The sequence below is a fragment of the Micromonospora sp. WMMD1120 genome (assembly GCF_029626235.1).
In the GTDB taxonomy this organism is placed as follows: Bacteria; Actinomycetota; Actinomycetes; order Mycobacteriales; family Micromonosporaceae; genus Micromonospora.
Genome location: NZ_JARUBO010000005.1, coordinates 5,531,346 through 5,555,736, shown reverse-complemented (window position 1 = coordinate 5,555,736; position 24,391 = coordinate 5,531,346). Strand labels below are relative to the sequence as shown.

Genomic DNA, 24,391 nt, shown 5'->3' with positions numbered 1-24,391 from the left:
GCCGATGGGTGAACCAGACCAGCCGAGCACCGCACGCATGATCGATTTCTGGCTCGGCGGCCGGCACCACTTCCCGGTGGACGTGGCCGCGGCGACCGCGTTCGAGCGGGCGTACGGGCCCTGTGCGCCGGTGTTCCGGGAGCTGCGGGCGTTCCTGGGCCGCGCGGTGCGGGCGATGCTCGAGCACGGCGTGGACGGTTTCCTGGTGTTCGGCGCCGGAGTGCCCACGATGGGCAACGTGCACGAGGTCGCCACGGACGCCACGGTGCTCTACACCGACGTCGATCCGGTGACCATCCGGCTGGGCCAGAGCATTCTCGCCGGCAGCGACCGGGCCGGCTACGGCTTCGGCGACGCGACCGATGTCGGCTCGATCGACAGGGCGCAGCTGCACCGTTTCGTCCCGGGCTGGGGTCGGCGTCCGGTCGGGGTGGTCTTCCTGGGGCTGGCCGCGTTCCTGGACGACGCCACGCTGACCCGCACCCTCGACGAGCTGTACGCGGCGGCGGCGCCGGGCAGCATGCTCGCCGTGGACTTCGACACCGAGGAGTTGGCGGGCCATCCGGAGGCGCTGGCCATGATGGGCCCGCAGTTCCGGATGCGCGCGCCGTCGACGTTCGCGTCGCTGCTGGGCCGCTGGGCGCCGACAGTGGACGGCATCGTCCCGGTGGCCGAGTGGCGGCCGGAGGGTGCTCCCGCGCCGGTGCCCGACGCGTTCCACGCCGTGCTCGCGACCCGCGCCGTCGACTGACCGCGCTGATCGTCGCGTCGGGGTGGCCCGTATGATGCTTGCCCTATAGCAAGTTTCTGGGGAGGACCATCATGGTAGACGCGCCGGACGTGGTGTCGCGCGCGCTGCGCGAGGCTCCGCCCGACCAGTTGGCGGAGGCGGCGGACCGGGCGATCCGCTCGACGCTGGGCGCGTCGCGCACCGACGTCTTCGTCGCCGACTACCGGATCAGCGGGCTCTGGCCGGTGCTGGACCCGGAGCTGCCGGCCGCCGGATTCCTGGCCTGCCACACCGTGGCCCAGCGGTGCTTCAGCAGTCAGCAACCGGTGCGTGACGCCGCCGGTGAGGGCCCGTGCCGGCTCTACCTGCCGTTGACGGTGTGGGGGGAGCGGCTGGGCGTGCTGATGATCGAGCTTCCCGCGGTTCCGAACGCGGCGCTGACCGCTCGGGCGACGGACGTCGCCGACGCCCTGGCGGTGGCGATGCGCGCGGCCGACCGGGAGACCGACAGGTACCGGCGGGCCCGCCGCCGGGAGCGGCTGACGATGGCCGCCGAGATGCAGTGGGACCTGCTGCCCGGGCGTGGGGTGGCGCACCACGCGTTCGACCTGGCGGGCCAGCTCGAACCGGCGTACACGGTGGGCGGGGACCACTTCGACTGGTCCCTCGACGGTGACCGGCTCACCGTGACGGTGCTCAACGGCGACGGCAGTGGCCTGGCGGCGTCGCTGTTGACCGCCGTCACCGTCAACGCGATGCGCAACGCCCGTCGCTCCGGCGGCGGCCTTGTGGAACAGGCCGAGTTGGCCTCGGACACCGTCTTCTACCAGCACCGGGGCGCACGGTACGTGGCGACGCTGCTGCTGGAGGTGGACACCCGCGCCGGCCGGGTGCGGGCGGTCGACGCGGGCTCGCCCCACCTGCTGCGGATGCGCGGGTCGTCGGTCGAGCCGATCAAGCTGGATCAACAGCTGCCGCTGGGCATGTTCGCCGAGACGCGGTACGAGCTGCAGGATCTGCACCTGGAGCCGGGTGACCGGCTCTTCGTGGTCAGCGACGGGGTGTGGGCCGCGGAGCCGCCGGGCCGGGAGCCGTACGGCCAGCAGATGATGGCGCGGTCGCTGCGCGCCACGCGGTTGCAGCCGCCGGCCGAGGCGGTTGGTACGGTGATGCGCGAACTGCACGCCTACCACGCGGAGTCCGATCTGCGCGACGACGCCGTGGTGGTCTGTCTGGACTGGCACGGTCCGGACGGGCGGGGCAGGGGGTGAGGTTCACCGCCGCTTCGCCGGGCGGGCACCAGCGCGACGACGGCAGGGGACATCAGGTGGAGCGACCTGCGGATCTCGCCGCAGCGATCGACGCGGCTGCCCAGACTCTCGTCGCCGTGCTCGACTCGGCCGCGTCCCGGCACCGGTTGCCGCCCACCCAGCTGCGGGTCTTGACGCTGCTCAGCGATCGACCCGAGACCAACGTCAACGGGCTGGCCGAGCTGCTGGACGTGGTGCCCTCGTCGGCCAGCCGACTGTGCGACAGGTTGGAGGCGACCGGCCTGTTGCGCCGGGTGGCCGACCCCCGCGACCGGCGGGAGGTGCGCCTGGTGCCGACCGCCGCCGCGCTGACGCTGCTGGAGGAGTTGGCCCAGCGGCGGCAACGGGCGGTGCAGTCGGTGCTCGACCGGATGCCGACGCGGACGCAGCACGACCTGTTGCTGGCGTTGGTCGCGTTCGCCCGGGCGGCGACGTCGGTGCCTGAGCCGCAGGTCGATCCGGCGGTCCGCACCGCCTGAGCGGCATCCCCGCTGTCCACTGGTGTCCTAGGACGCTCTACGCGTGGTGACGCCCGCCACAACGCGACACAACCGCACCGACCGGCGGACAACGGGAGCCGGGCAGCAAGAGGGAGCCCGATATAGTGGCAGCGCACCTACCCGGCCCGCGGTCATGACGACCGCGGGCCGCATCAGGAACGGGGCCCCGCCCGGGGCCGCGGGGGAGCGCCGGCGGTGGTCGGCCCGACAACGCGTACGACCCTCGGCCGCGCCCGGCGTCGGCCGGGGGCCCGCGTGCCGTGGAGGAGGATCGGTGTCGCGTCGGCCGGCTCGGGCAGAGCAACCGCCGGACACCGGTGACCAGGGTCCCGGCAACCGCGTGCTCACCCTGCCCAACCTGATCAGCTTCGGGCGGCTGCTGGGCGTGCCGCTCTTCCTCTACCTGTTCCTGGTCGCCCGGTCCGACGTGGCGGCGGTCGTCGTGCTGGCCATCGGCGGCACCACCGACTGGGTCGACGGGTGGATCGCCCGTCGGCTGCGTCAGGTGAGCCGCCTCGGCGAGTTGCTCGACCCGCTCGCCGACCGGCTCTACATCCTCGCCACCCTGGTCGCCTTCACCGCGCGCGAGGTGGTGCCGTGGCAGTTCACCGCCGCGCTGCTGGCCCGCGAGCTGCTCCTGCTCGCCTCGCTGGCGGTGCTGCGTCGGCACGGGTACGGGCCGCCGCCGGTGCACTACATGGGTAAGACCGCGACGTTCCTGCTGCTTGCGGCGTTCCCGGTGTTGCTGTTGGCCACCGCGGCGACCGGGGTGGCGACGGCGGCGAGCGCGATCGGCTGGGCGCTGGCGTGGTGGGGCCTGGTGCTCTACTGGGTCGCCGGCGGGATGTACGTCGTGCAGGCGGCGCGTCTGGTGCGCGCGGTCCGTGGTCCGAGGGCGGTGGCGTGAGCGCGCCGCGGCCCGGGAAGCCGGGTCAGGACCGGGTGTACGCGCCGGATTTCCTCACCGAGCTGTTCCGCAACCCGCTGGACCCAGGCTATGCGGACGCGGCCGCGGCGCGGCGTCGCTCGTCGGCGTCCGGGTCGACGCCGGGGTGGCGGGCCCGGTCGGCGCGGTCGGTGAGCCTGGTCGTGGTGGTGTTGCTGGGTTTCCTGTTCGCTGTGGCGTACCGGCAGACGGTGGCCGACGAGCCGGGGCGCAGCCAGGCCCGCTCCGGGCTGGTGGCGCAGATCAAGGAGCGGGAGAGTCAGACCGACCGGTTGTCGACGCGGGCGGACCAGCTGCGTGAGGAGGTCGGTCGGCAGCGGGACGCGGCGTTGAGCGGGTCGGCCGCCGCCCGGTTGCGTGATCTGGAGGCGAGCACCGGGTTGGGGCGGGTGCGTGGCGACGGTGTGGTGGTGCGGTTGGCGGACGCGCCGGACAACGCGGACGCGGTGACCGGCGCGGGCGCGGGGCCGCCGCGGGTGCTCTACAGCGATCTGCAGGGGGTGGCGAACGCGTTGTGGAGCGCCGGCGCGGAGGCGATCGCCATCAACGGGCAGCGGTTGACGTCGACGTCGACGATCCGGTCGGCGGGTGAGGCGATGCTCGTGGATTTCCGGCCGGTGACGGGGCCGTACGAGGTGTCGGCGATCGGTCCGGGTTCGATGCGGCGCAAGTTCGAGGACAGCCGTAACGCGGCGTTGATGCGGGAGGTCGCGCAGAAGACGGGGTTGTCGTTCGGTGTGCGGGAGTCCGATGACCTCACCTTGCCGGCGGCGCCGGAGCCGCAGCTACGCTACGCCAAGCCGTCGGTCAGTCCGAGCCCTTCCGCGTCGGGTGTCCGGTCCGGCGGTCCCGGGTCGTCCGGTCCGGCGACGACAGTTAGCCCCTCCGGAGGTGGCCGATGATCGCGGTTCTGGCGTTGCTCGCCGGTGTGGTGCTGGGGGTGTGGCTTGATCCCACGGTGCCGGCGGCGTTGCAGCCGTATCTGCCGATCGCTGTGGTGGCCGCGTTGGATGCGGTGTTCGGTGGGGTGCGGGCGCGGTTGGACCGTATCTTCGATGACAAGCAGTTCGTGGTGTCGTTCATCTCCAACGTGTTGGTCGCTGGTCTGATCGTGTATCTGGGTGACCAGTTGGGGGTGGGTGGGCAGTTGTCCACGGGTGTGGTCGTGGTGCTGGGTGTGCGTATCTTCGGGAACGTGGCGGCGATCCGTCGGCACCTGTTCCGGGCGTAGGTTGGGTTGCGATGGATGACGAGCAGACCGACACGGGGACCGGGTGGCCGCAGCCGGCGGGTCCGGGGCGGCCGGGCGGGCCGGCGGGTGAGCCGGATCCGCGGCCGGATGCGCCGGACCCGGACGAGCTGAGTCCGTTGGCGCCGCGGGGGCCGGGTGAGGTCCCGCCGGGGCCGTCGGACGACGAGCCGGGTGGGGCGCCGGTGGATGACGGCGCGACGGTGGATCTGCGTGCGGTGCCGCCGGCCGGTGGGTCGGCCGTTGCCGAGGAGCCGGCGGAGGAGTCTGCCGAGGAGCCGGCGCGGTCAGCGGTGTCGCCGCGGTCGCGGTTCAGCACGGCCGGTGTGATGATCGTGGCGTTGTTGGTGTTGCTGGGGTTCACGCTGGTCGTGCAGTTGAAGACGACGTCGACGGATCCGACGTTGGGGGCGACGCGCCAGGAGGACCTGGTGCGCATCCTGTCGGATCTGGATGCGCGGGAGAGTCGCCTGCAGCAGGACATCCGGGCGTTGGAGGACAGCCAGCGGCAGTTGCGCTCGGGCGAGCAGGGTCGGCAGGCGGCGTTGGACGAGGCGACGCGGCGGGCGGATGAGCTGGGCATTCTGGCGGGTACGTTGCCGGCGGTGGGTCCGGGGTTGACGGTGCAGTTCGAGTCGGGTGTGAAGCCGATCTCGGCGAACCGGGTGTTGGACGCGGTGCAGGAGTTGCGGGGCGCGGGCGCGGAGGCGATGCAGATCTCCGGTGGTGATCGGGCGACGGTGCGGATCATCGCGTCGACGTTCTTCCTGGATGGGGAGAACGGGTCGCTCGTGGTGGAGGGGCGTCGGTTGACGGGCCCGTACACGATCACGGTGATCGGTGATCCGGCGACGATGCGGACGGCGTTGAACATTCCTGGTGGGGTGGTGGCGTCGGTCCGGGGTGGCGGCGGTAACGTGACGTTTGGGGAGCGTGAGGTTGCCGAGGTTTCGGCGCTGCACGTGCCGATCAAGTTGGAACACGCCCGTCCGGTCTCGTGACCGGCGCGGCCGCGCCGGGCCCGGGTGGTCCGGGGCACGATGGGTGAAGGACGCGTCTGGTGATTCCTGAGGATCTGCGATACACCGCCGAGCATGAGTGGGTGGCGGGTGACGGCACGGCTTCGGTCCGGGTCGGCATCACGCACTTCGCGCAGGACGCGTTGGGTGACATCGTGTATGTGCAGTTGCCCGAGGTGGGTGCGGAGGTCGCGGTCGGCGACTCGTTGGGTGAGATCGAGTCGACGAAGAGTGTGTCGGAGATCTACGCGCCGGTGGCCGGTACGGTGGCGGCGCGTAACGACGCGTTGGGTGACACGCCCGAGTTGATCAACACTGAGCCGTACGGTGCGGGTTGGTTGGTGGAGATCACTCCGAACGATCCGACGGCGACTGACGGGTTGCTCACGGCGGCCGCGTATCAGAAGATCACCGAAGGCTGAGTGTGCTTGATCCGGCGTGTGGTTGTCTGCGCGCGTCCGGTTGCCCTGCATTTCGGCGCTGGCTAGGCTCGCCCAGTCGACCGAGAACCCAATAGTTGAGCGTTGCGGAATTGCCTTCCCGGGCACGGGGAGCCAGCCGCCGGGTGGTCAAGTGCCCGGCGGCCAGACCCGCCATTACCCGACGCCGACCGAACAGATCCGTGAGGTGGTCCCATGACGCGGCCAGACGACGAGTTCCCCCCGCTCGACGTCACTTCGACGCTCAATCTCGGTTCGCTCGACGAAGTGCTGGAGGGGCCGGATACCGATGTGGTGCCGAGCCGGATGTCCGGTTCGTTGCCGCCGGGTATGGCGCTGCTGGTGGTTCGTCGAGGTCCGAATGCGGGTGCCCGGTTCCTGTTGGACCATGATGTGACGACCAGTGGCCGGCACCCGGACAGTGACATCTTCCTCGATGACGTGACGGTGTCGCGTCGGCACGCGGAGTTCCATCGTGATGGTGGGACGTTCACGGTGCGGGACGTGGGCAGTTTGAATGGCACGTACGTGAATCGTGAGCGGGTCGAGGCGGCCACGTTGAGCAATGGTGACGAGGTTCAGATCGGTAAGTTCCGGGTGGTGTTCATCGCCGGTCCGCGCCCGGAGGAGGAGGCCGGCCGGGGGTGAACGAGCCTGCGGCCTCCACGTCACCCGGGGCGGCCCGGTCTGCGCCGCTGATGAGCATCGGTGAGGTGCTCGGGCAGTTGCGGGTGGATTTCCCGGACACCACGATTTCGAAGCTGCGGTTTCTTGAGGCTGAGGGTCTGGTGGAGCCGCAGCGGACGGCTGCGGGTTACCGGAAGTACAGCTGGGACGATGTGGCGCGGTTGCGGTTCGTGTTGACCGCGCAGCGGGACCGGTATCTGCCGTTGCGGGTGATCCGTGAGCAGTTGGCCGAGTGGGATTCGTCCGGTGAGCAGCCGGAGCGGTCGCGGCCGGCGTTGGTGGCGGTTGGTCCTGATGGTGCGGTGCCGGGTCGTGAGGTCGCGGAGCCGGCCGAGTCGTCGCAGGTGCGGCTCGGCCGGGCGGATCTGGTGGCGCGTAGTGGGATCGACGAGTCGACGTTGGTGGAGTTGGAGCGTCTCGGTGTGGTGGTGTCGGATCCGCCGGGGTGGTATGACGCGGATGCTCTGATCATCGCGTCGGCGGTGGCGGGGTTGGCGTCGTACGGGTTGGAGCCTCGGCATCTGCGGGGTTATCGGACGGCGGCGGACCGTGAGGTCGGTTTGTTCGCGCAGTTGGTGGCGCCGTTGGCGCGGCAGAGCGATCCGGCGGCGCGGGCGCGGGCGGCGGAGACAGCGCGGGAGTTGGTGGCGTTGTCGGAGCAGTTGCACGCGGCGTTGGTGCGGGTGGGTCTGCGGTCGACGTTGGGTCGGTGAGCGCGGCCGGTGGGTGGTGGGCTGAGCGGAAAGATCTCTTCCGGGAAGCGTGCCGTAGGCTTGCCGGGGTAACCCCTTTTCGGCGCGGGCGTGCTGCTGTTGCGCATGGGACGGCCGTGTTTCGGTCCGTGTACCGTGCAGGGAAGGGCGCGGTGCGGCATAGGTGACAACGACACGGAGGCGGCGGTGCGCGAGCTGAGCGTGGTCGGAGTTCGGGTGGAGCTGCCCAGCAACCAGCCGATCGTCCTGCTCAGGGAGGTCGAGGGGGACCGCTATCTGCCGATCTGGATCGGCGCGGTCGAGGCGACGGCTATCGCTTATGAGCAGCAGGGGGTCAAGCCGGCCCGGCCGTTGACGCATGATCTTCTGCGGGATGTGTTGGCGGCGTTGAAGGCGCCGTTGCAGGCGGTGGAGATCACCGAGCTGAAGGAGAACGTGTTCTACGCGGATCTGTTGCTCGGGGACGGGGTGCGGGTGTCGGCGCGGCCGAGCGATTCGATCGCGTTGGCGTTGCGTGTCGGTGCGCCGATTCGTTGTGCGGAGCAGGTCCTCACTGAGGCGGGGATCATCATCCCTGACGAGCAGGAGGACGAGGTGGAGAAGTTCCGCGAGTTCCTGGAGCAGGTGCGTCCGGAGGATTTCGCGGGCTGAGGTGGTCTGTGCTGGCTCGTCGCCCGGTGGTGGCGGCGGGTGATCTTCTCGGTGGCTGCGCGGCGTGTCGCGTCCGTTCCTCCGTGGTAACCCCTGTGGATGGCTATAGGGTTGCCGTGTCGAGGGGTGCGCGTCGGAGGACACGACGCGTCGCCGCACTGACGGGGAGGTTGTCCGGATGCACGAGCCGCGGGATTCCGATCCGGGTGCAGGGTTGAGTGAGCCGGGTGTCTCGCCGCCGGGTGTGGCGGTGGAGGGTGACGGTTCGGTCGGCTATCGGGGTGTGACGGCCTGCCACGCGGTGGGCATCAGCTACCGGCAGTTGGATTACTGGGCGCGGACGACGCTGGTGGTGCCGAGCGTGCGGGACGCCTCGGGTTCGGGGACGCAGCGGTTGTACTCGTTCCGGGACCTCGTCGTGTTGAAGGTCGTGAAGCGGTTGTTGGATGCGGGGGTGTCCCTGCAGAACATCCGTAAGGCGATCGAGGCGTTGCGGTCGCGTGGTGTGGAGGATCTGGCCGGGATCACGCTGATCTCTGATGGGACGACGGTGTACGAGTGTCGTTCTCCGGAGGAGGTGGTCGACCTGTTGCAGGGTGGCCAGGGTGTTTTCGGGATCGCGATCGGTGGGGCCTTCAAGGAGATCCAGGGCTCGTTGTCGCATCTGCCGGCGGAGCCGGCGGCGAGTGGTCCGGTGGAGCCGGTCGTAACGTCGGAGTCGGATCCGGTGGGTGACGAGTTGGCGGCGCGGCGGGCGCGGCGGCGGGCCGGCTGAGGCTCTTCCGGGTTTTTTTCGGTAGGGTCTTCACTACTTTCGGTGACGGCAGCTGGTTCAGGTGTGCTGTCCGGTCCATTGTGGACACTCTGGGTGTCGCTGCGGTGGCCCACCGTGGATACCGGTCGGTAGTGGTGACGCAGCGTTTCGGTGCCGTGTCGGGAATCTGATATGGGGGCACTGACCGCGGGCGGTTGACACGCTATGGTCCCTCACGGTTCTGCACCCTTCATTCCCCGGAAGGAACAACCGTGACGGTTACGGAAGAGACTGCTCCCGTTTCGCACTACGAGCGCATTGGCGGCGCGAGTTCGGTCAAGGCGGCGGTGGAGCTGTTCTACGAGAAGGTGCTGGCTGACCCGGAGTTGGCGGGTTACTTCGCCGATGTGGACATGGCGGGTCAGCGGCGGCACCTGGCATTGATGTTGACGGTGGTGCTGGGCGGGCCGAACGAGTACAGCGGTCGGGGTCTGGCGGAGGCGCACCAGCCGTTGCACATCCCGGTGGCGCACTACGTGAAGGTGGGCGAGCACCTGACGGTGACGTTGACCGAGTTGGGTGTGCCGGCGGACATTCTCGCTGACGTGCAGACGGTCCTGGGTCAGGTGCAGGACCAGGTGGTGGCCGCCGATGCCGGGTCGGGCGCCTGAGCGTGGACGCGGCCCGACTCAAGCAGAGCTGGGCGGCGGTCGCCGAGCACGGTGACCAGGTTCCGCTCTACTTCTACTCGACGTTGTTCCTCGCCCATCCCGAGACACGGCAGATGTTCCCCACGAACATGGCCGGGCAGCGGGACCGCCTGGTGACCGCGTTGGGTCACATCGTGTCCAACGTGGACCAGGTGGACCGGCTGGTGGGTTTCCTGCAGGATCTCGGCGCCGATCACCGGAAGTTCGCGGTGCGCGCGGAGCACTATCCGGCGGTCGGTGAGGCGCTGGTGGCGACGTTGCAGCATTTCCTCGCCGAGCAGTGGACCGACGAGTTGGCCGCGGACTGGACGGCCGCGTACGGGTTGGTCGCGCAGGTGATGACGGAGGCCGCGCAGGCCGCCGAGTCGGTGAACCCGCCGTGGTGGGTGGCGGAGATCGTGGCCCACGAGCGGCGGGCGTTCGACGTGGCGGTGTTGACGTTGCGTCCGCAGTACCTGTTGCCGTTCACCCCGGGGCAGTCGATCGGGGTGTCGCACCCGTCGGTGCGGTCGTGGCGGTACTACTCGCCGGCGAACGCGCCGCGCGCGGACGGCACCTTGGAGTTGCACGTGCGGGCCGCCCCGGGTGGGGTGGTCTCGTCGCGGTTGGTGTACGGGTCGGCGGTGGGTGACCGCATCCACCTGGCCGCGCCGGTGGGCGAGCGGTTGGCGTTGCGGGCGGCGGGCTCCAGTGACCTGTTGTTGCTGGTGTCGGGCACCGGGTGGGCGCCGGTGAAGGCGTTGGTGGAGCAGGTGGCCGCGGAGGGTTCCCGCCGGCGGGTGGACCTGTACGTGGGGGCCCGTTCGCGCAGCGAGTTGTACGACAGCGACGCGATCGACAAGTTGGCGTCGTCGCACCCGTGGTTGACGGTGACGTACGTGGTGGGTGCGGACGTGCACCGGCCGGGGGAGTTCGTGCACGCGGTGGACCGGGCGTTGGCCGATGGTGACTGGCGGTCGCGGCACGTGTTCGTGTGCGGGTCCGACGAGATGGTGTCGCACGCGGTGCGGACGTTGACGCAGGCGGGTTTCCACACGGGTCAGGTGCACCACGAGGGCCTGGGTGGGCAGTGGTACGGGCCGGCGTGGCGCACCGCGGTGCAGCAGCCCAGTGCCGGTGACACTTCGGGAGGTGGTTACAGGTGAGCGCGACGCCGATCAGTCGGTATGACGGGGTGCAGGTCTCCGGCGGTGTGCAGGTGCGGATGACCGCCGACCGGGTGCGGCGGTGGGAGTTCGGCACCGCGTCGTTCACCCGGCGGGGTTACGACAATGCCGACGTGGACCGGTTCCGGATGCAGGTCGCCGACGAGTTGGATCTGTTGGCGACGCAGATCGCGACGTTGCGGGCGGAGAACGAGCGGCTCAACGACCGGGTGGAGTTGCACCGGCACGGGGTGATCCCGAGCGCGGGGGCGGCGGGGAAGGTCCCGGCGGCGCGGGAGGTGAATCTGCTGTCCGCGGCGCAACGGGAGGCGGAGCAGATCATCGCGCAGGCGCACGACTACGCGCGGCGGGTCGCCGAGTACGCCCGGGTGCAGTACGAGAGTTACCTGCACGCGGCCGAGGCGGAGGCGAAGCAGGAGGCGGAGCGGGCGGTGGCGGAGTACCGCAGCTCCGCCGGGTCGAGCTTCGACGACACGGTGGCGACCCGGGAGGCGTTGCGGATCTTCGGGGAGATGATGGTGTCGCACATGCAGGCGGCGGCGCGGCATCTCGACGATGGCAGTGAGCATCTGGCCCGCACGATGGATCGGATCGCGGCGGAGACGCCGGGGGCGCCGTTCGTGGGTGGCGCGACGGGTCGTTCGGCGTTGCCGAGGCACCAGCAGCGGTGACCGGGCGGGTGGGGTTCAGCGACGCACCCCACCCGGGTCGGCGGTGAGCTTGACCTTGACCTTCGGGTAACCCCCACCGTGGTGGGTGCCGGTCGCCGTGACCGGCACGAGGAGGGTACCGACGTGGGGCTGATGACCATCGGGGCGTTCGCCCGGGCGGCGGGGTTGACGCCGAAGGCGTTGCGCCTGTACGACCGGGTGGGTCTGGTGGTACCGGCGGCTGTCGACGCCGAGTCCGGGTACCGGCTGTACGACCCGGCGCAGCTGCCGTCGGCCCGGTTGGTCGCCGCGCTGCGTCGGATCGACATGCCGTTGGCGGCGGTGCGTGTGGTGTGCGGCCTGGACCGGGTGGCGGCGGCCGCGGCGGTCGCCGCGTACTGGCGGGAGGTCGCCGCCGACACGGCGGCTCGCGGTCGGCTCGCCACCATCCTCGTGGACCACCTCTCCGAAGGGGGCGCCACCATGTCTGAGCAGAGTCACGATGTCGAGGTCCGTTACGCCGCCGGTGGTGACACCGGGTTGGTGCGGGACAGCAACGAGGACGTCGCGTACGCCGATGAGCGGTTGTTCGCCGTAGCGGACGGGGTGCGGGGGCCCGGTGGGGCCGACGCCGCGGTGGCCGCCGTCGACGCCTTGAGGGCGTTGGAGGTCGCGGACGCGCCGGCGGTCGACCTGCTGGCGATGCTCGCCGGCGCGGTCGCCGACGCCAACCGTACGGTGCGGGGGTTGGCCACCGACGACCACCAGCCGGGCAGCACGCTGACGGCGGTGCTGCGCAGCGGCTCGGAGCTGGCTCTGGTGCACGTCGGGGACAGCCGCGCCTACCTGCTGCGCGATGGTGAGTTGTCGTTGTTGACGCGGGACCACACCTGGGTGCAGGTCGAGGTGGAGCAGGGTCGGCTGGACCCCGCGCAGGCCGCGGCGCACCCACGGCGGGCGGTGCTGGTGCGCGCCCTGGGCGCCGGGGACCGTCTGGAGGCGGATCTGGCGTTGCGGACGGCCCGGCCCGGTGACCGGTATCTGCTCTGCTCCGACGGGTTGTCCGCCGTCGTGGACCGGGCGGAGCTGCGCCGGGGGTTGGGTGCGGGGGCCGATCCCGAGCGGACGGTGCGGGGGTTGCTCGACCGGGTGCGGGAGCGGGGGGCCCCGGACAACGTCGCCGCCGTGGTCGTCGACGTCGTCGCGGCGTAGGCCGCGCCGGCGGTCCCCGGCCGGCATCGGCGGTCGGGGTTCGCCGGTCCCCGCCGGGGTGAGGCAGCATGGGGGAGTGACGGAGAGCCTCGCGGAGTTGACCTCGCTGGTGGCCGCCGGTGGTGTGGTGGTGCTCAGCGGCGCCGGCCTGTCCACCGAGTCGGGCATCCCGGACTACCGGGGGCCCAGCGGGGTGGCGCGGCGGCACACCCCGATGACGTACCAGGCGTTCACCACCGATCCGCTCGCGCGGCGGCGCTACTGGGCGCGCAGCCACCTGGGGTGGCGGCTGATCGCGCGCGCCGCGCCCAACGCCGGGCACCGGGCGGTGGCGGCATTGCAGACGGCGGGCCTGGTCGACACGGTGATCACGCAGAACGTCGACGGTCTGCACCAGGCGGCGGGCAGCACGTCGGTGATCGAGTTGCACGGCCGCCTGGACGAGGTGACCTGCCTGGACTGCGGGAACGCCACCTCGCGGGAGGAGTTGGACCGGCGGTTGCGCGAGGCCAACCCGGGCTTCGTGGCGTCCGTCGCCGCGGTGAACCCGGATGGTGACGTGGATCTCGCCGACGAGCAGGTGGCGGCGTTCCGGGTCGTCGACTGCGGGATCTGCGGCACCGGGATGCTCAAACCGGACGTGGTGTTCTTCGGTGAGACGGTGCCGCCGGCGCGGGTGGCGCGGTGTTTCGCCGCCGTGGAGCAGGCCCGGTCGGTGCTGGTGCTCGGGTCGTCGTTGACGGTGATGTCCGGGCGTCGGTTCGTGATCCGGGCGGCGAAACGGGGCATCCCGGTCGCGATCGTCAACCAGGGGCCGACCCGCGGTGACGGGCACGCCACGGTGTGCGTCGACGCCCCGTTGGGGATGGTGCTGCCGCAGGTGGCGGCCCGGCTGGCGGTGCCGCAGGCGTCGGTCGCCGCGGCGGGTGTGTGACGGGTGCTGCGGGGGTAGGACATCCGCCGGAAACACCGACGCTGGTAGCGTTGACCATGCCGGTAACACCCACGTGGGAGAGACCGCCCGACACCCCGTCCGGCGGCGCCGAAGGGGCAAATCCTCCCCGGAACCTCTCAGGCAAAAGGACCTCGTGGGCAGGCACTGTGGAGCGCCCGTCACGGGTGTGACAGAGGGGGAGGCCGACACGTCGACCTCGCCCCCGGGAGCGCCCCATGACCGCAGAACAGTTCGCCACCCGTCACATCGGTCCCGGTCCCGACGACGAGCGTCGGATGTTGCAGGTCGTCGGGCACGACTCGATCGACGAGCTGATGGACGCGGCGATCCCCGAGGTGATCCGCTGGCACGGCACCCTCGACCTGCCCGACCCGGCGACCGAGGCGCAGGCCATCGCCGAGCTGCGGTCCCTGGCGGCGCGCAACACCGTCGCCGTGTCGATGATCGGCCTGGGCTACCACGGCACGCACACCCCGGCGGTGATCCGCCGTAACGTGCTGGAGGACCCGGCGTGGTACACGGCGTACACGCCGTACCAGCCGGAGATCAGCCAGGGTCGGCTGGAGGCGCTGCTGAACTTCCAGACCATGGTCACCGACCTGACCGGTCTGGCGACCGCGAACGCGTCGATGCTCGACGAGGGCACCGCGGCGGCGGAGGCCATGACCCTGGCGCGGCGGGCGTCCAGGAGCAAGAGCCCGGTGTACGTCGTCGACGCCGACGCCCTGCCGCAGACCATCGCGGTGATCACCAGCCGGGCGGTGCCGCTCGGTATCGACGTGCGGGTCGTCGACGTGCGGCGCGACGAGTTGCCGGCGGAGTTCTTCGGCCTGCACCTGCAGTACCCGGGGGCGTCCGGGGCGGTGCGCGACGACGCGGGGCTCGTCGAGGCGGCCCACGCCGTGGGAGCGCTGGTGACCGTCGCGGCGGACCTGCTGGCGTTGACGGTGCTGCGGGCGCCGGGGCAGATCGGCGCGGACATCGCCGCCGGCACCACCCAGCGGTTCGGCGTACCGATGGGCTTCGGTGGGCCGCACGCCGGTTACCTGGCGGTGCGCTCGGGCCTGGAGCGGATGCTGCCCGGGCGTCTGGTCGGGGTGTCGCGCGACGCGGACGGCAACCCGGCGTACCGGCTGGCGTTGCAGACCCGTGAGCAGCACATCCGGCGGGAGAAGGCGACGAGCAACATCTGCACCGCGCAGGTGCTGCTGGCGGTGATGGCCGGCATGTACGCCGTCTACCACGGCCCGGACGGGCTGCGGGACATCGCGACGCGTACCCATGCGATGGCGGCGCGGCTCGCGGCCGGGCTGCGCGCCGGTGGGGTGGACGTCGCGGACGTGGCGTTCTTCGACACCGTCTCGGCGAGCGTGCCGGGGCGGGCGGCGGCGGTCGTCGCGGCGGCCGCCGGGCGGGGCGTGAACCTGCGGCTGGTCGACGCCGACCGGGTGGGGATCTCCTGCGACGAGACGACCACCGAGGAGCACCTGCGCCTGGTGTGGGAGGCGTTCGGGGTGCCGGCGTTCGACGGGGACGTGGACGTGGCGCTGCCGGCCGGGTTGCGTCGCACGACGGACTTTTTGACCCACCCGGTGTTCCGCGGCCACCACTCGGAGACGGCGATGCTGCGCTACCTGCGGCGGTTGTCGGACTTCGACTACGCGCTGGACCGGGGGATGATCCCGCTGGGGTCGTGCACGATGAAGCTGAACGCGACCACCGAGATGGAGCCGATCAGCTGGGCGGAGTTCGCCCACATCCACCCGTTCGCGCCCGCGGAGCAGACCGTCGGGTACCGGGAGATGATCGGCCAGTTGGAGTCGTGGCTGGCGGAGGTGACCGGCTACGACGCGGTCAGCGTGCAACCCAACGCGGGGTCGCAGGGCGAGCTGGCGGGGTTGCTGGCGATCCGCTCCTGGCACGCGTCGCGGGGGGAGACGCACCGCGACGTGTGCCTGATCCCGTCGTCGGCGCACGGCACGAACGCGGCGTCGGCGGTGATGGCCGGCATGCGGGTCGTCGTGGTGGCCTGCGACGACGACGGCAACGTCGACCTGGTCGACCTGGACGCGAAGATCGACAAGCACCGGGACGCGCTCGCGGCGATCATGGTGACGTACCCGTCGACGCACGGGGTGTACGAGACGGGCATCGCGTCGCTGTGCGCGAAGGTCCACGACGCGGGCGGGCAGGTGTACGTCGACGGGGCGAACCTCAACGCGCTGGTCGGGTTCGCGAAGCCGGGTAAGTTCGGCGCTGACGTGTCGCACCTGAACCTGCACAAGACGTTCTGCATTCCGCACGGCGGAGGCGGCCCGGGTGTCGGTCCGGTGGCGGTGCGCGCGCACCTGGCGCCGTTCCTGCCCGGTGACCCTCTCGGCGCGCACGCCGACGCGACGCCGGCGATCTCGGCGGCGAGGTACGGGTCGGCGGGGATCCTGCCGATCCCGTGGGCGTACCTGCGGATGATGGGCGCCGAAGGGCTGACCCGGGCGACCGGGGTGGCGGTCCTCGCGGCCAACTACGTGGCGGCGCGGCTGCGGGGGCACTTCGACGTGCTGTACACCGGCAACAAGGGCCTGGTGGCGCACGAGTGCATCCTCGACCTGCGGCCGTTGACGAAGGCGACCGGGGTGAGCGTCGACGACGTGGCCAAGCGGCTGATCGACTACGGGTTCCACGCGCCGACGATGTCGTTCCCGGTGGCGGGGACGCTGATGGTGGAGCCGACCGAGAGCGAGGACCTGGCCGAGCTGGACCGGTTCTGCGACGCGATGATCGCGATCCGCGCGGAGATCGACCAGGTCGGCTCGGGGCAGTGGCCGGCGGGGGACAACCCCCTCGCGAACGCGCCGCACACCGCGGCGATGGTCAGCGGTGACGAGTGGCCGCACCCGTACCCGCGGTCGGTGGGCGCGTACCCGGCCGGGGTGGACCGGGCCGGGAAGTACTGGCCGCCGGTGCGGCGCATCGACGGCGCGTACGGCGACCGGAACCTGGTCTGCTCGTGCCCGTCGCCGGAGGCGTTCGAGGACTGACAACGCGGGTGGGCGTCCCGGCGCTGCGGGGTCGGGGCGCGGCGGCCGGCGCGCGCCGGGGCGGGCGGTGTTCGGGCCGCCCCGGCAGCCGCTGCGAGGAGGAGTCAGCGGCGTGGTCTGATTACGTTGAGTGGTCGATCAGGCCACGAGGGCGTGGCGAGCGGGGCCACGGTGAGGTGCGATGCTGCTGCCGTCGGGAAGCAGCTCGCCGGTGTCCTCGAAGACGATGACACCGTTGCAGAGCAGGCTCCAGCCCTGCTCAGGGAAGCAGGCGAGGACGCGGGCGGCTTCCCGGTCGGTGGCTTCGGCGGAGGGACAGGTCGGTTGGTGCTGGCACATCGGGTTCTCCGGACTGTGGGGGCACTGTGTCATGGTTCACATGACCAGTGACGCACAGTACCAAGCAAAGGTGGCCAGCATCGACCAGGTGCCCGCCCGGTGACCGGGAAATCCACTGAACGGATGAGGAAGGTTGGACCATACGGCGTGGAAACGCTCCCACAGGTACGCGGCACGACCAGCGGTTCAGCGGCACCCGTCGATGCGCCCGCCGCCCCGCCCGCCTGCCGCGGCGCGCTGACCGAACGCGCCCGCCTGCACTGGCACGTCCGCGACGGCGGCGACCCGGCCGCCCTCGCCGAGCGGTTCCTCGCCGCGCACGGCATCCCCCTGCACGACCTGACCCGCCCCGCGCCCGCGCACCGCGACACCGGGGTCTGCGGCGCCGCCCTCTACCTCTCCGCCGCCGCCGGGGCGCTGCTGGCCGGCGCCCCCACCACCGCGCCCGAACCCGCGCCGACACTGCCCGACCTCGCCGTCGTCGTCTACCACCACGGCGTCACCGGGCGCAGTGTGGCGGGCGCGCCCACGCCGTGGTGGCTCGGCCCGTGGACGGAGAGCTGGACACCCGCGCAGCACGCCGACGCCGTCACCCGCGTACGCGCCGCCATCGGCCGCGGCGACGTCTACCAGACCAACCTCGTCGGCCACGCCGCCGCCCCGTACGCCGGGGACCCACTGCCCGCCCTGCGCCGCCTCGGCAGGCTCCCCGGCGCCCGCTACGGCGGCGTTCTCACCGGCGACGGCTGGGCCATCGGCTGCGCCTCCCCGGAAACCCTCGTCGAGGTCACCGACGGGCAACTCGTCACCCGCCCCATCAAGGGCACCCGCCCGGCCACCGCCGCCGGCCGCGCCGACCTGCTCGCCAGCGCCAAGGAACGCGCCGAACACATCATGATCGTCGACCTGGAACGCAACGACCTGGCCCGCGTCGCGGCCACCGGCACCGTCACCGTCGACGAACTGTTCACCGTCCGCCGCTGGTGCGACCTCTGGCAGGCCGAGTCGACGGTGCGCGCCACCGCCGCCGACGGCCTCGGCCTCGCCGACCTGCTGCGCGCCACCTGCCCCGGCGGCTCCGTCACCGGCGCCCCGAAACGCGCCGCGCTGACCCAGATCGGCGACCTCGAACCCGTCGGCCGCGGCGCCAGCATGGGCGCCCTCGGCTGGGTCGCCCCCGGCCGCGTCGACCTCGGCCTGACCATCCGCACCGCCGCCACCGACGGCCACCGGCTGCACACCTGGGCCGGCGGCGGCATCACCATCGACAGCGACCCGTACGCCGAGGTCGCCGAAGCCGCCGCGAAGACCGCCCCGATACGCGCCACCCTGGCCGAACACTGACCCCGCCACCGCCGGCGATACCCTGACCACCATGACCATGCGGCCCATCCGGATCATCGGCGACCCCGTCCTGCGCACCGAATGCGAGCCGGTCACCACCTTCGACGCCGAGCTGCGCGGCCTCGTCACCGACCTGATGGACACCCTGCTCGGCGCGCCCGGCCGCGCCGGCGTCGCCGCGCCGCAGATCGGCGTCAGCGCCCGGGTGTTCGTCTACGACGCCGACGGGCACCGCGGCCACCTGATCAACCCCACCCTGGACCTGTCCGACGAGATCCAGGACGACGACGAGGGCTGCCTGTCCATCCCCGGGCTGTACTTCCCGACCGTGCGGGCCCTGCACGCCACCGCCCACGGCGTCGACCAGCACGGCGAGCCGCTCACCATCACCGGCAGCGGTTTCCTCGCCCGCGCCCTGCAACACGAGACCGACCACGTCAACGGCCGGCTCTACGTCGACACCCTGCGCGGCGACACCCGCCGCCGCGCCCTGCGCGAGATCCGCGCCGGCCGCTTCGACTCACCCAGCCGCCGCCGCTGACCCGCTACCGGGCCGTCAACGTCCACTCGTCGTAGTCGGCGACCCGGGTGAACCCCACCCGCTCGTACAGGCGCACCGCCGCCACGTTGTCCGCCTTCACGTTCAACGTCACGTGCGTCACGCTCTCCCGCAGCCGCACGCACAGCGCCGCCACCACCGCCGCGCCCAACCCCCGACCCCGCCAACCCGGACGCGTCGTGACATTGCCCAACGCCGCCACCCGGTACGCCGGCGAGTACACGTGCACCCCGGCCACCGCGACCAGCTGACCACCCTCGCGGACCCCCAGGTACTGCCCGGTGTCGAGCATCCGCTCGTCGAACCAGTTACCCGGGTACGCCCGCGCGTACAACTCCCGCAACGCCGGCAGGTCCGCCGACCCGAGCGGCACACCCGCCGGCGTCACCCCCGCCAGCCGGCCCGGGTCCGTCAACGCCATCCGGTGGTGGCGCCCACCGGCGTCGACGCCGAACACCCCAGTCACCGCGTCGACCAGCCCGGGGGAGAGGTGCGCGTACAGTCGCGCCGGCAGCACCGGCGCCACCCGCGCCAGCAACACCCGAAGCGCCGCGGTGTCCGCCGGCGCGGCGAACGCCAGCAACGTCGGCGGGTCCGCACCGTGGTACAGCAACACGACCTGCTCACCACGACGAAACCACGACGTGTACGGCCAGAAGAAGTCGTCCAGGTCACCCAACTGGTAGGCGTGCAGCACCGGATCACGACCCAGCAACCGCGCCAGGACCGCCCGGTCGTGCTCCGCGCGCACCACCATCAGCGCGCCACCCACTGGTCGTGACCCAGCTTCGCCACCAGGGCCAACACCACGACCAGCAGCACCACCCGCACGAAACCCGCGCCGCGCCGCAACGCCATCCGCGCCCCCAGCACCGCCCCGGCGATGTTGCACACCGCCATCGCCGCTCCCAACAGCCACCACACGTGCCCGGTCACCGCGAACACCACCAGCGCGCCCAGGTTCGTCCCCGCGTTGACCACCTTCGCCATCGCCGAACCGTGCACGAAGTCCGCACCCACCAACGTGGTGAACGCCAACACCAGGAACGTGCCGGTGCCCGGCCCGATCAACCCGTCGTACAGGGCGATACCCACCCCGGCCACCGCGATCACCGTCGCCACCCGCACCGGCGTGCGCCGCCGCGGCACCGCCACCACCCCCAGCCGGGGCCGCAGCAGGACGAACACCGCCACCGCCACCAGGACCACCAGCACCACCGGCCGGTACGCCGACGCCGGCACCGAACCGGCCAACGCCGCGCCCACCCCCGCGCTGAGCACCGCCACACCCGCCGCCGGGCCCGCCACCCGCCAATCGACAGTGGTCCTGCGGGTGTACGTCGCCGCCGCCGTGGCCGTACCGAAGATCGCGGCCAACTTGTTCGTGCCCAACGCGGTGGCCACCGGCAACCCCGGGGCGGCCACCAGCAACGCCGGCAGCAGCAACAACCCACCACCACCGACCACGGCATCCACCCACCCGGCCATCGCCGCGGCGGCCAGCAGGGTACTCAGCGATACGGCGTCCACGGGCGGCAATTCTGCCCACTGCGACCCGGCGACCAGGGCGCCCAGTGGCCAGCCTCACCCCTCAGCGACCCCGCCGACGCCGCAACCACACACCACACGCCCCGACCACCACGAACACCAACCCCGAACACAGCAACGCCTTCACCACCCGGCAACCATGCCACGGACACGTATGGTGCAGGAGTGCGCCTGGCCACCTTCAACGTGCTGCACGGACGATCCCTCGCCGACGGGCTCGTCGACCCCGACCGGCTCACCACCGCCATCGCCGCCCTCGACGCCGACGTGCTCGCCCTGCAGGAAGTCGACCGCGACCAACACCGCAGCGGCAACCTCGACCTCACCTCCGTCGCCGCCCGCGCCCTCGACGCACCGCAGCACCGCTTCGCCGCCGCCGTCGTCGGCACCCCCGGCGAACAGTTCCGCCCCCTGCGCCACGACGACGACGGCCACGGCGAACCCTGCTACGGCATCGGACTGATCAGCCGACACCCCGTACGCAGCTGGCACGTCACCCGACTCAAACCGGCGCCCGTACGCTCACCGGTCTACGTCCCCGGCCCCCGCGGCGGCCTCATCCTCCTCGAGGACGAACCCCGCGTCGTCCTCGCAGCCGTCCTGGACACCCCGCACGGCCCGCTCACCGTCGCCGCGACCCACCTGTCCTTCGTCCCCGGCTGGAACGCCCGCCAACTCCGCCAGACCGTCCGCGCCCTGCGCGCGCTACCCGCCCCCCGCGTCCTGCTCGGCGACCTCAACCTGCCCGCCGGCGCGGCCCGGCTCGTCTCCGGCTGGCACCCCCTGGGCCGACACCCCACCTACCCCGCCGGACAACCACGCGTCCAACTCGACCACATCCTCGCCGACCGGCACGCCCTCGACCAGCTACCACCGGTCCGCGCCGTCACCGCGCCGGTGTCCACCATCTCCGACCACCGGCCCCTGCTGGTCGACCTCGGCTGACCCGGCAGCAACACGCAAGAATCCCTCAAGATCATTGCATCGACGAACTTCGACGATCATGCTGGTCGAAACGCGCCACGATCACCCCGTCGGAGGCCACATGAGACGCCAGCGACCCACCGCCATCGCCGTGTCCACCCTCATCGCCGTCACCCTCACCACCGCGCCCACCCCCGCCAACGCCGCACCAGCCGACCAGGTCAGCGCCCTCACCGTCCGCCAGGCCGACGGCTACGCCACCCTCGCCTGGCAACCCGTCGACGGCGCCACCGACTACCAGATCGAACGCACCCCCGTCGACGCCACCGACACCCCCACCGGCGCGCCCACCATCGTCGGCATCTGGCGCCCCAACCGCCAGATCAACCCACACGCCCCCACCTTCGCCGACGCCGGCTTCCACCCCGGCGACACCTTCCGATGGCGCGTACGCGCCCGCACCGACACCACCGAACACCCCTACTCCGACCCCGTCACCGCCACCACCACCGCACCCTGGGGCAACCCCGACACCCCCGGCCAACAGCTACGCACCCAGTGGGAGACCACCCACGCCGCGCAATACACCAGCGACACCGACGAGTACGCCTACACCGCCGCCATCGACGCCCTCAGCGACCGCGTCCGCGTCGTCGAACTCGGCCGCACCGTCCAGAACCGACCCATCAACATGCTCCTCATCGGCCACCCCACCCCACCGGCCACCCCGCAGGCCGTCGCCGCCACCGCCCCCGTCGCCATCAACTGCAACGTGCACGGCAACGAACCCGGCGACCGCGAAGCCTGCCTCATCATGGCCCGCCAACTCGCCTTCAGCACCGACCCCCGCGTCACCGACCTGCTCAGCCACACCACAGTCCTGATCGTCCCCACCATCAACGGAGACGGCCGCGCCGCCAACACCCGCGGCAACTCCACCGGCCAGGACCTCAACCGCGACTACTCCCTGATCCGCCAACCCGAAACCACCGCGTACATCAGGATGGTCCGCGACTACCGACCCGTCGCCGGCTACGACGGCCACGAATTCGGCAACTCCCGCGCCGGCGACCTGCCCATGCTGCCGCCCCGACACCAGAACGTCGCCCAACCCATCTTCGACCAGTCCCAGGACATGATCGAAGGCCACATGTACGCCAAGGGCGCCGAAGCCGGCTGGTGGCCCTGCCCCTACGGCTGCGAAGGCGGCGGCAACGTCGGCCTCAGCGAGGAAACCATCCTGCGCAACACCCTCGGCCTCAAGAACGTCACCAACTCCCTGCTCGAACTGCGCAGCGCCGGCGGCCAGACCCGCCCCGACGAGGGCAACACCGCCAACAACCGCCGCCGCAAGACCTACTCCGCCCTCTGGACCTTCCACCAGTTCCTCGACTACCACCGCGCCGACCGCGCCGCCATCCTCACCGCCCGCGCCCAGGCCATCGAACTCCAGGCCGCCAACACCGGCCGACTGGTCTTCCGCGGCTCCCGACCCATCCCCGCCCACCCGGCACCCCACCCCGGCGACAGCCCACCACCGCTCGACGCGCCCCCCGCCAACCTCATCCTCGACAACCCACCCTGCGCCTACAAACTCACCGACGCCCAGTACCACGGCACCCGCACCGACGGACCCGCCGGCGTCGGCACCACCGTCGCCCAGCGCATCGCCGCCCACGGCTGGAAGGTCATCACCACACCCGACGGCCACTACGTGCCCCTCAACCAACCCGAACGCGGCCTCATCCCGCTGCTGCTCGACCCCACCGGCGTCGAAAAGCTCACCGACGGCGAACGCGTCTATCCCACAGTCACCGGCCGCCGCAACCGAACCTTGACCGTCACCGGCTTCACCTGCGCCGCGAACGCCACCATCAACGGCCCGGTCACCGTCCGCCCCGGCGCGGCACTCGTCACCACCGCCACGACGATCAACGGCCCGCTCGCCACCACCGGCGCCGCCGGCATCCTCCTCGCCGCCAGCACCGTCTACGGCCCGACCCGCATCACCGACACCACCGACGCGATCTCCCTCATCGACGTCACCGTCGCCGGACCGCTCGACCTGTCCACGAACACCACCGGCACCGACACCCCGGTGCTGGCCGGCACCACCATCCGCGGCCCCCTCGCCTGCGCCGGCAACAACCCCGCACCGACCAACCTCGGCATCACCAACACCGTGCACGGCCCCCGCACCACCGAGTGCGCGGCACTGTGACAACCCCGGTGTGCCGGCGACGACCCCGGCCGTCGCCGGCACACCGGACCCCGAACGCGTTGGAGGACGCCGTGCCGCACCCCGCCACCCCACCCCGACGGCGAGCCCTCGGCCTCCTCGCCTCGACCCTGCTGCTGGCCGCCTGCACGAGCCACCCGACCCCGCCCCGCGCCGACACCCCCGCGCCGGCCAGCAGCGGCCCCACGGTCACCGGACCACTCTGCGCCGCCCTACCCACCGGCACCGACCCCGGCAACCCGACCTACCTCGCCACCCAACCCGTCGAGGCGGCGCTGCGCTGGATCCCCACCCTCACCACGTTCGAAGCGGCAGTACGCACCAGCGGCGTCCTCGCCGACCTGCCCGCCGGCACCACCGTCACCGTCCTGGCACCCTCCGACGACGCCTTCGCCGCCACGTTCTCCGAGGACAACTGGGACGACCTCATGACCCACCACCACGACCACCTGCGCACCCTGCTCAGAGCCCACCTCGTCACCGGCGCCCACCCGATCGACGCCCTCACCACCGCCGGCCGCACCACCACCCTCGACGGCACCACCCTCACCGTCAGCCGCGCCGGAACCGCCGCCCGACTCGCCGACCGCGCCGACACCGTCTGCGCCGACTACCAGGCCACCAACGCCCGCATCCACATCATCAACGCCGTCCTCGGACCCCTGCCCGTCACCGCCGACGGCACCGGCCACCGCGCGCACTGACCAC

At 71.7% G+C, this 24,391-nt stretch carries 26 protein-coding genes and 1 riboswitch; of the genes, 23 read left to right on the top strand and 3 right to left on the bottom strand.

From position 1 onward, the window contains the following. The first annotated feature begins 4 nt into the window (after positions 1-4). The 18 genes from O7634_RS25700 (at position 5) to gcvP (ending at position 16,730) form a co-directional block, all read left to right on the top strand. Complete coding sequence (locus O7634_RS25700) at positions 5-751, top strand: SAM-dependent methyltransferase (RefSeq protein WP_278152692.1); 747 nt, start codon at positions 5-7, stop codon at positions 749-751. A 71-nt stretch (positions 752-822) separates the two neighbouring features. After that, on the top strand, positions 823-2,001 hold the full coding sequence (locus O7634_RS25695; protein WP_278152691.1) for a PP2C family protein-serine/threonine phosphatase: 1,179 nt from the start codon (positions 823-825) through the stop codon (positions 1,999-2,001). A 56-nt stretch (positions 2,002-2,057) separates the two neighbouring features. Continuing rightward, positions 2,058-2,519, top strand: a complete 462-nt coding sequence (locus O7634_RS25690; protein WP_278152690.1) for a MarR family transcriptional regulator — start codon at positions 2,058-2,060, stop codon at positions 2,517-2,519. A 295-nt stretch (positions 2,520-2,814) separates the two neighbouring features. Next, complete coding sequence (locus tag O7634_RS25685) at positions 2,815-3,447, top strand: CDP-alcohol phosphatidyltransferase family protein (RefSeq protein WP_278152689.1); 633 nt, start codon at positions 2,815-2,817, stop codon at positions 3,445-3,447. Continuing rightward, complete coding sequence (locus O7634_RS25680) at positions 3,444-4,388, top strand: DUF881 domain-containing protein (protein ID WP_278152688.1); 945 nt, start codon at positions 3,444-3,446, stop codon at positions 4,386-4,388. Before O7634_RS25685 ends, O7634_RS25680 begins: the two co-directional genes overlap by 4 nt. Further along, positions 4,385-4,717 carry a small basic family protein gene (locus O7634_RS25675; RefSeq protein ID WP_030327710.1) on the top strand — a complete coding sequence of 111 codons (333 nt, stop codon included), beginning with the start codon at positions 4,385-4,387 and terminating at the stop codon, positions 4,715-4,717. The genes O7634_RS25680 and O7634_RS25675 overlap by 4 nt, the downstream gene beginning before the upstream one ends. A gap of 11 nt (positions 4,718-4,728) precedes the next feature. Next, positions 4,729-5,736 carry a DUF881 domain-containing protein gene (locus O7634_RS25670; protein WP_278152687.1) on the top strand — a complete coding sequence of 336 codons (1,008 nt, stop codon included), beginning with the start codon at positions 4,729-4,731 and terminating at the stop codon, positions 5,734-5,736. 59 nt (positions 5,737-5,795) lie between these two features. Beyond that, positions 5,796-6,176: a glycine cleavage system protein GcvH gene (gcvH, locus tag O7634_RS25665; protein ID WP_278152686.1), complete on the top strand. Its 381-nt coding sequence runs from the start codon at positions 5,796-5,798 to the stop codon at positions 6,174-6,176. A gap of 213 nt (positions 6,177-6,389) precedes the next feature. Next, positions 6,390-6,842 carry an FHA domain-containing protein gene (locus O7634_RS25660; RefSeq protein ID WP_007071101.1) on the top strand — a complete coding sequence of 151 codons (453 nt, stop codon included), beginning with the start codon at positions 6,390-6,392 and terminating at the stop codon, positions 6,840-6,842. Positions 6,843-6,892: 50 nt separating this feature from the next. After that, positions 6,893-7,594: a MerR family transcriptional regulator gene (locus O7634_RS25655; RefSeq protein ID WP_278154079.1), complete on the top strand. Its 702-nt coding sequence runs from the start codon at positions 6,893-6,895 to the stop codon at positions 7,592-7,594. Positions 7,595-7,780: 186 nt separating this feature from the next. Beyond that, complete coding sequence (locus tag O7634_RS25650) at positions 7,781-8,245, top strand: bifunctional nuclease family protein (RefSeq protein WP_278152685.1); 465 nt, start codon at positions 7,781-7,783, stop codon at positions 8,243-8,245. Between the two features lie 178 nt (positions 8,246-8,423). Then, on the top strand, positions 8,424-9,020 hold the full coding sequence (locus O7634_RS25645; protein WP_278152684.1) for a MerR family transcriptional regulator: 597 nt from the start codon (positions 8,424-8,426) through the stop codon (positions 9,018-9,020). Between the two features lie 251 nt (positions 9,021-9,271). After that, a complete protein-coding gene (locus O7634_RS25640) occupies positions 9,272-9,670 on the top strand; it encodes a group 1 truncated hemoglobin (RefSeq protein WP_278152683.1) in 399 nt (132 codons plus the stop codon). Positions 9,671-9,672: 2 nt separating this feature from the next. Continuing rightward, positions 9,673-10,854 carry a globin domain-containing protein gene (locus O7634_RS25635; RefSeq protein ID WP_278152682.1) on the top strand — a complete coding sequence of 394 codons (1,182 nt, stop codon included), beginning with the start codon at positions 9,673-9,675 and terminating at the stop codon, positions 10,852-10,854. Then, entirely contained in the window at positions 10,851-11,546 is a 696-nt protein-coding gene (locus O7634_RS25630) for a DivIVA domain-containing protein (RefSeq protein WP_278152681.1), read from the top strand. Before O7634_RS25635 ends, O7634_RS25630 begins: the two co-directional genes overlap by 4 nt. A 123-nt stretch (positions 11,547-11,669) precedes the next feature. Then, positions 11,670-12,737 carry a MerR family transcriptional regulator gene (locus O7634_RS25625; RefSeq protein ID WP_278152680.1) on the top strand — a complete coding sequence of 356 codons (1,068 nt, stop codon included), beginning with the start codon at positions 11,670-11,672 and terminating at the stop codon, positions 12,735-12,737. A gap of 76 nt (positions 12,738-12,813) precedes the next feature. Then, the gene (locus O7634_RS25620; protein ID WP_278152679.1) at positions 12,814-13,671 is read left to right on the top strand and encodes an NAD-dependent protein deacetylase; all 858 of its coding nucleotides are present in this window, start codon (positions 12,814-12,816) and stop codon (positions 13,669-13,671) included. 64 nt (positions 13,672-13,735) lie between these two features. Further along, positions 13,736-13,834, top strand: a riboswitch (glycine riboswitch). 73 nt (positions 13,835-13,907) lie between these two features. Beyond that, a complete protein-coding gene (gcvP, locus tag O7634_RS25615; RefSeq protein WP_278152678.1) occupies positions 13,908-16,730 on the top strand; it encodes an aminomethyl-transferring glycine dehydrogenase in 2,823 nt (940 codons plus the stop codon). Positions 16,731-16,868: 138 nt separating this feature from the next. On the opposite strand, the gene O7634_RS25610 is transcribed toward gcvP, so the two are convergent. Next, on the bottom strand, positions 16,869-17,069 hold the full coding sequence (locus tag O7634_RS25610; protein WP_089000314.1) for a DUF5999 family protein: 201 nt from the start codon (positions 17,067-17,069) through the stop codon (positions 16,869-16,871). Between the two features lie 123 nt (positions 17,070-17,192). On the opposite strand from O7634_RS25610, the gene O7634_RS25605 reads away from it, so the two are divergent. Continuing rightward, complete coding sequence (locus tag O7634_RS25605) at positions 17,193-18,413, top strand: chorismate-binding protein (protein ID WP_278152677.1); 1,221 nt, start codon at positions 17,193-17,195, stop codon at positions 18,411-18,413. A gap of 31 nt (positions 18,414-18,444) precedes the next feature. Further along, positions 18,445-18,954, top strand: a complete 510-nt coding sequence (locus O7634_RS25600) for a peptide deformylase (protein WP_278152676.1) — start codon at positions 18,445-18,447, stop codon at positions 18,952-18,954. A gap of 4 nt (positions 18,955-18,958) precedes the next feature. Here the strand turns inward: O7634_RS25600 and O7634_RS25595 are convergent, their stop codons facing one another. Next, a complete protein-coding gene (locus O7634_RS25595; protein ID WP_278152675.1) occupies positions 18,959-19,729 on the bottom strand; it encodes a GNAT family N-acetyltransferase in 771 nt (256 codons plus the stop codon). Next, complete coding sequence (locus tag O7634_RS25590; protein WP_278152674.1) at positions 19,729-20,502, bottom strand: TSUP family transporter; 774 nt, start codon at positions 20,500-20,502, stop codon at positions 19,729-19,731. The genes O7634_RS25595 and O7634_RS25590 overlap by 1 nt, the downstream gene beginning before the upstream one ends. A 183-nt stretch (positions 20,503-20,685) precedes the next feature. On the opposite strand from O7634_RS25590, the gene O7634_RS25585 reads away from it, so the two are divergent. From O7634_RS25585 to O7634_RS25575, 3 genes are all read left to right on the top strand, one after another. Further along, positions 20,686-21,465, top strand: a complete 780-nt coding sequence (locus tag O7634_RS25585; RefSeq protein ID WP_278152673.1) for an endonuclease/exonuclease/phosphatase family protein — start codon at positions 20,686-20,688, stop codon at positions 21,463-21,465. Between the two features lie 100 nt (positions 21,466-21,565). Beyond that, positions 21,566-23,665, top strand: a complete 2,100-nt coding sequence (locus O7634_RS25580; protein WP_278152672.1) for a M14 family zinc carboxypeptidase — start codon at positions 21,566-21,568, stop codon at positions 23,663-23,665. Positions 23,666-23,736: 71 nt separating this feature from the next. Then, complete coding sequence (locus O7634_RS25575; protein ID WP_278152671.1) at positions 23,737-24,387, top strand: fasciclin domain-containing protein; 651 nt, start codon at positions 23,737-23,739, stop codon at positions 24,385-24,387. Positions 24,388-24,391 lie beyond the last annotated feature (4 nt).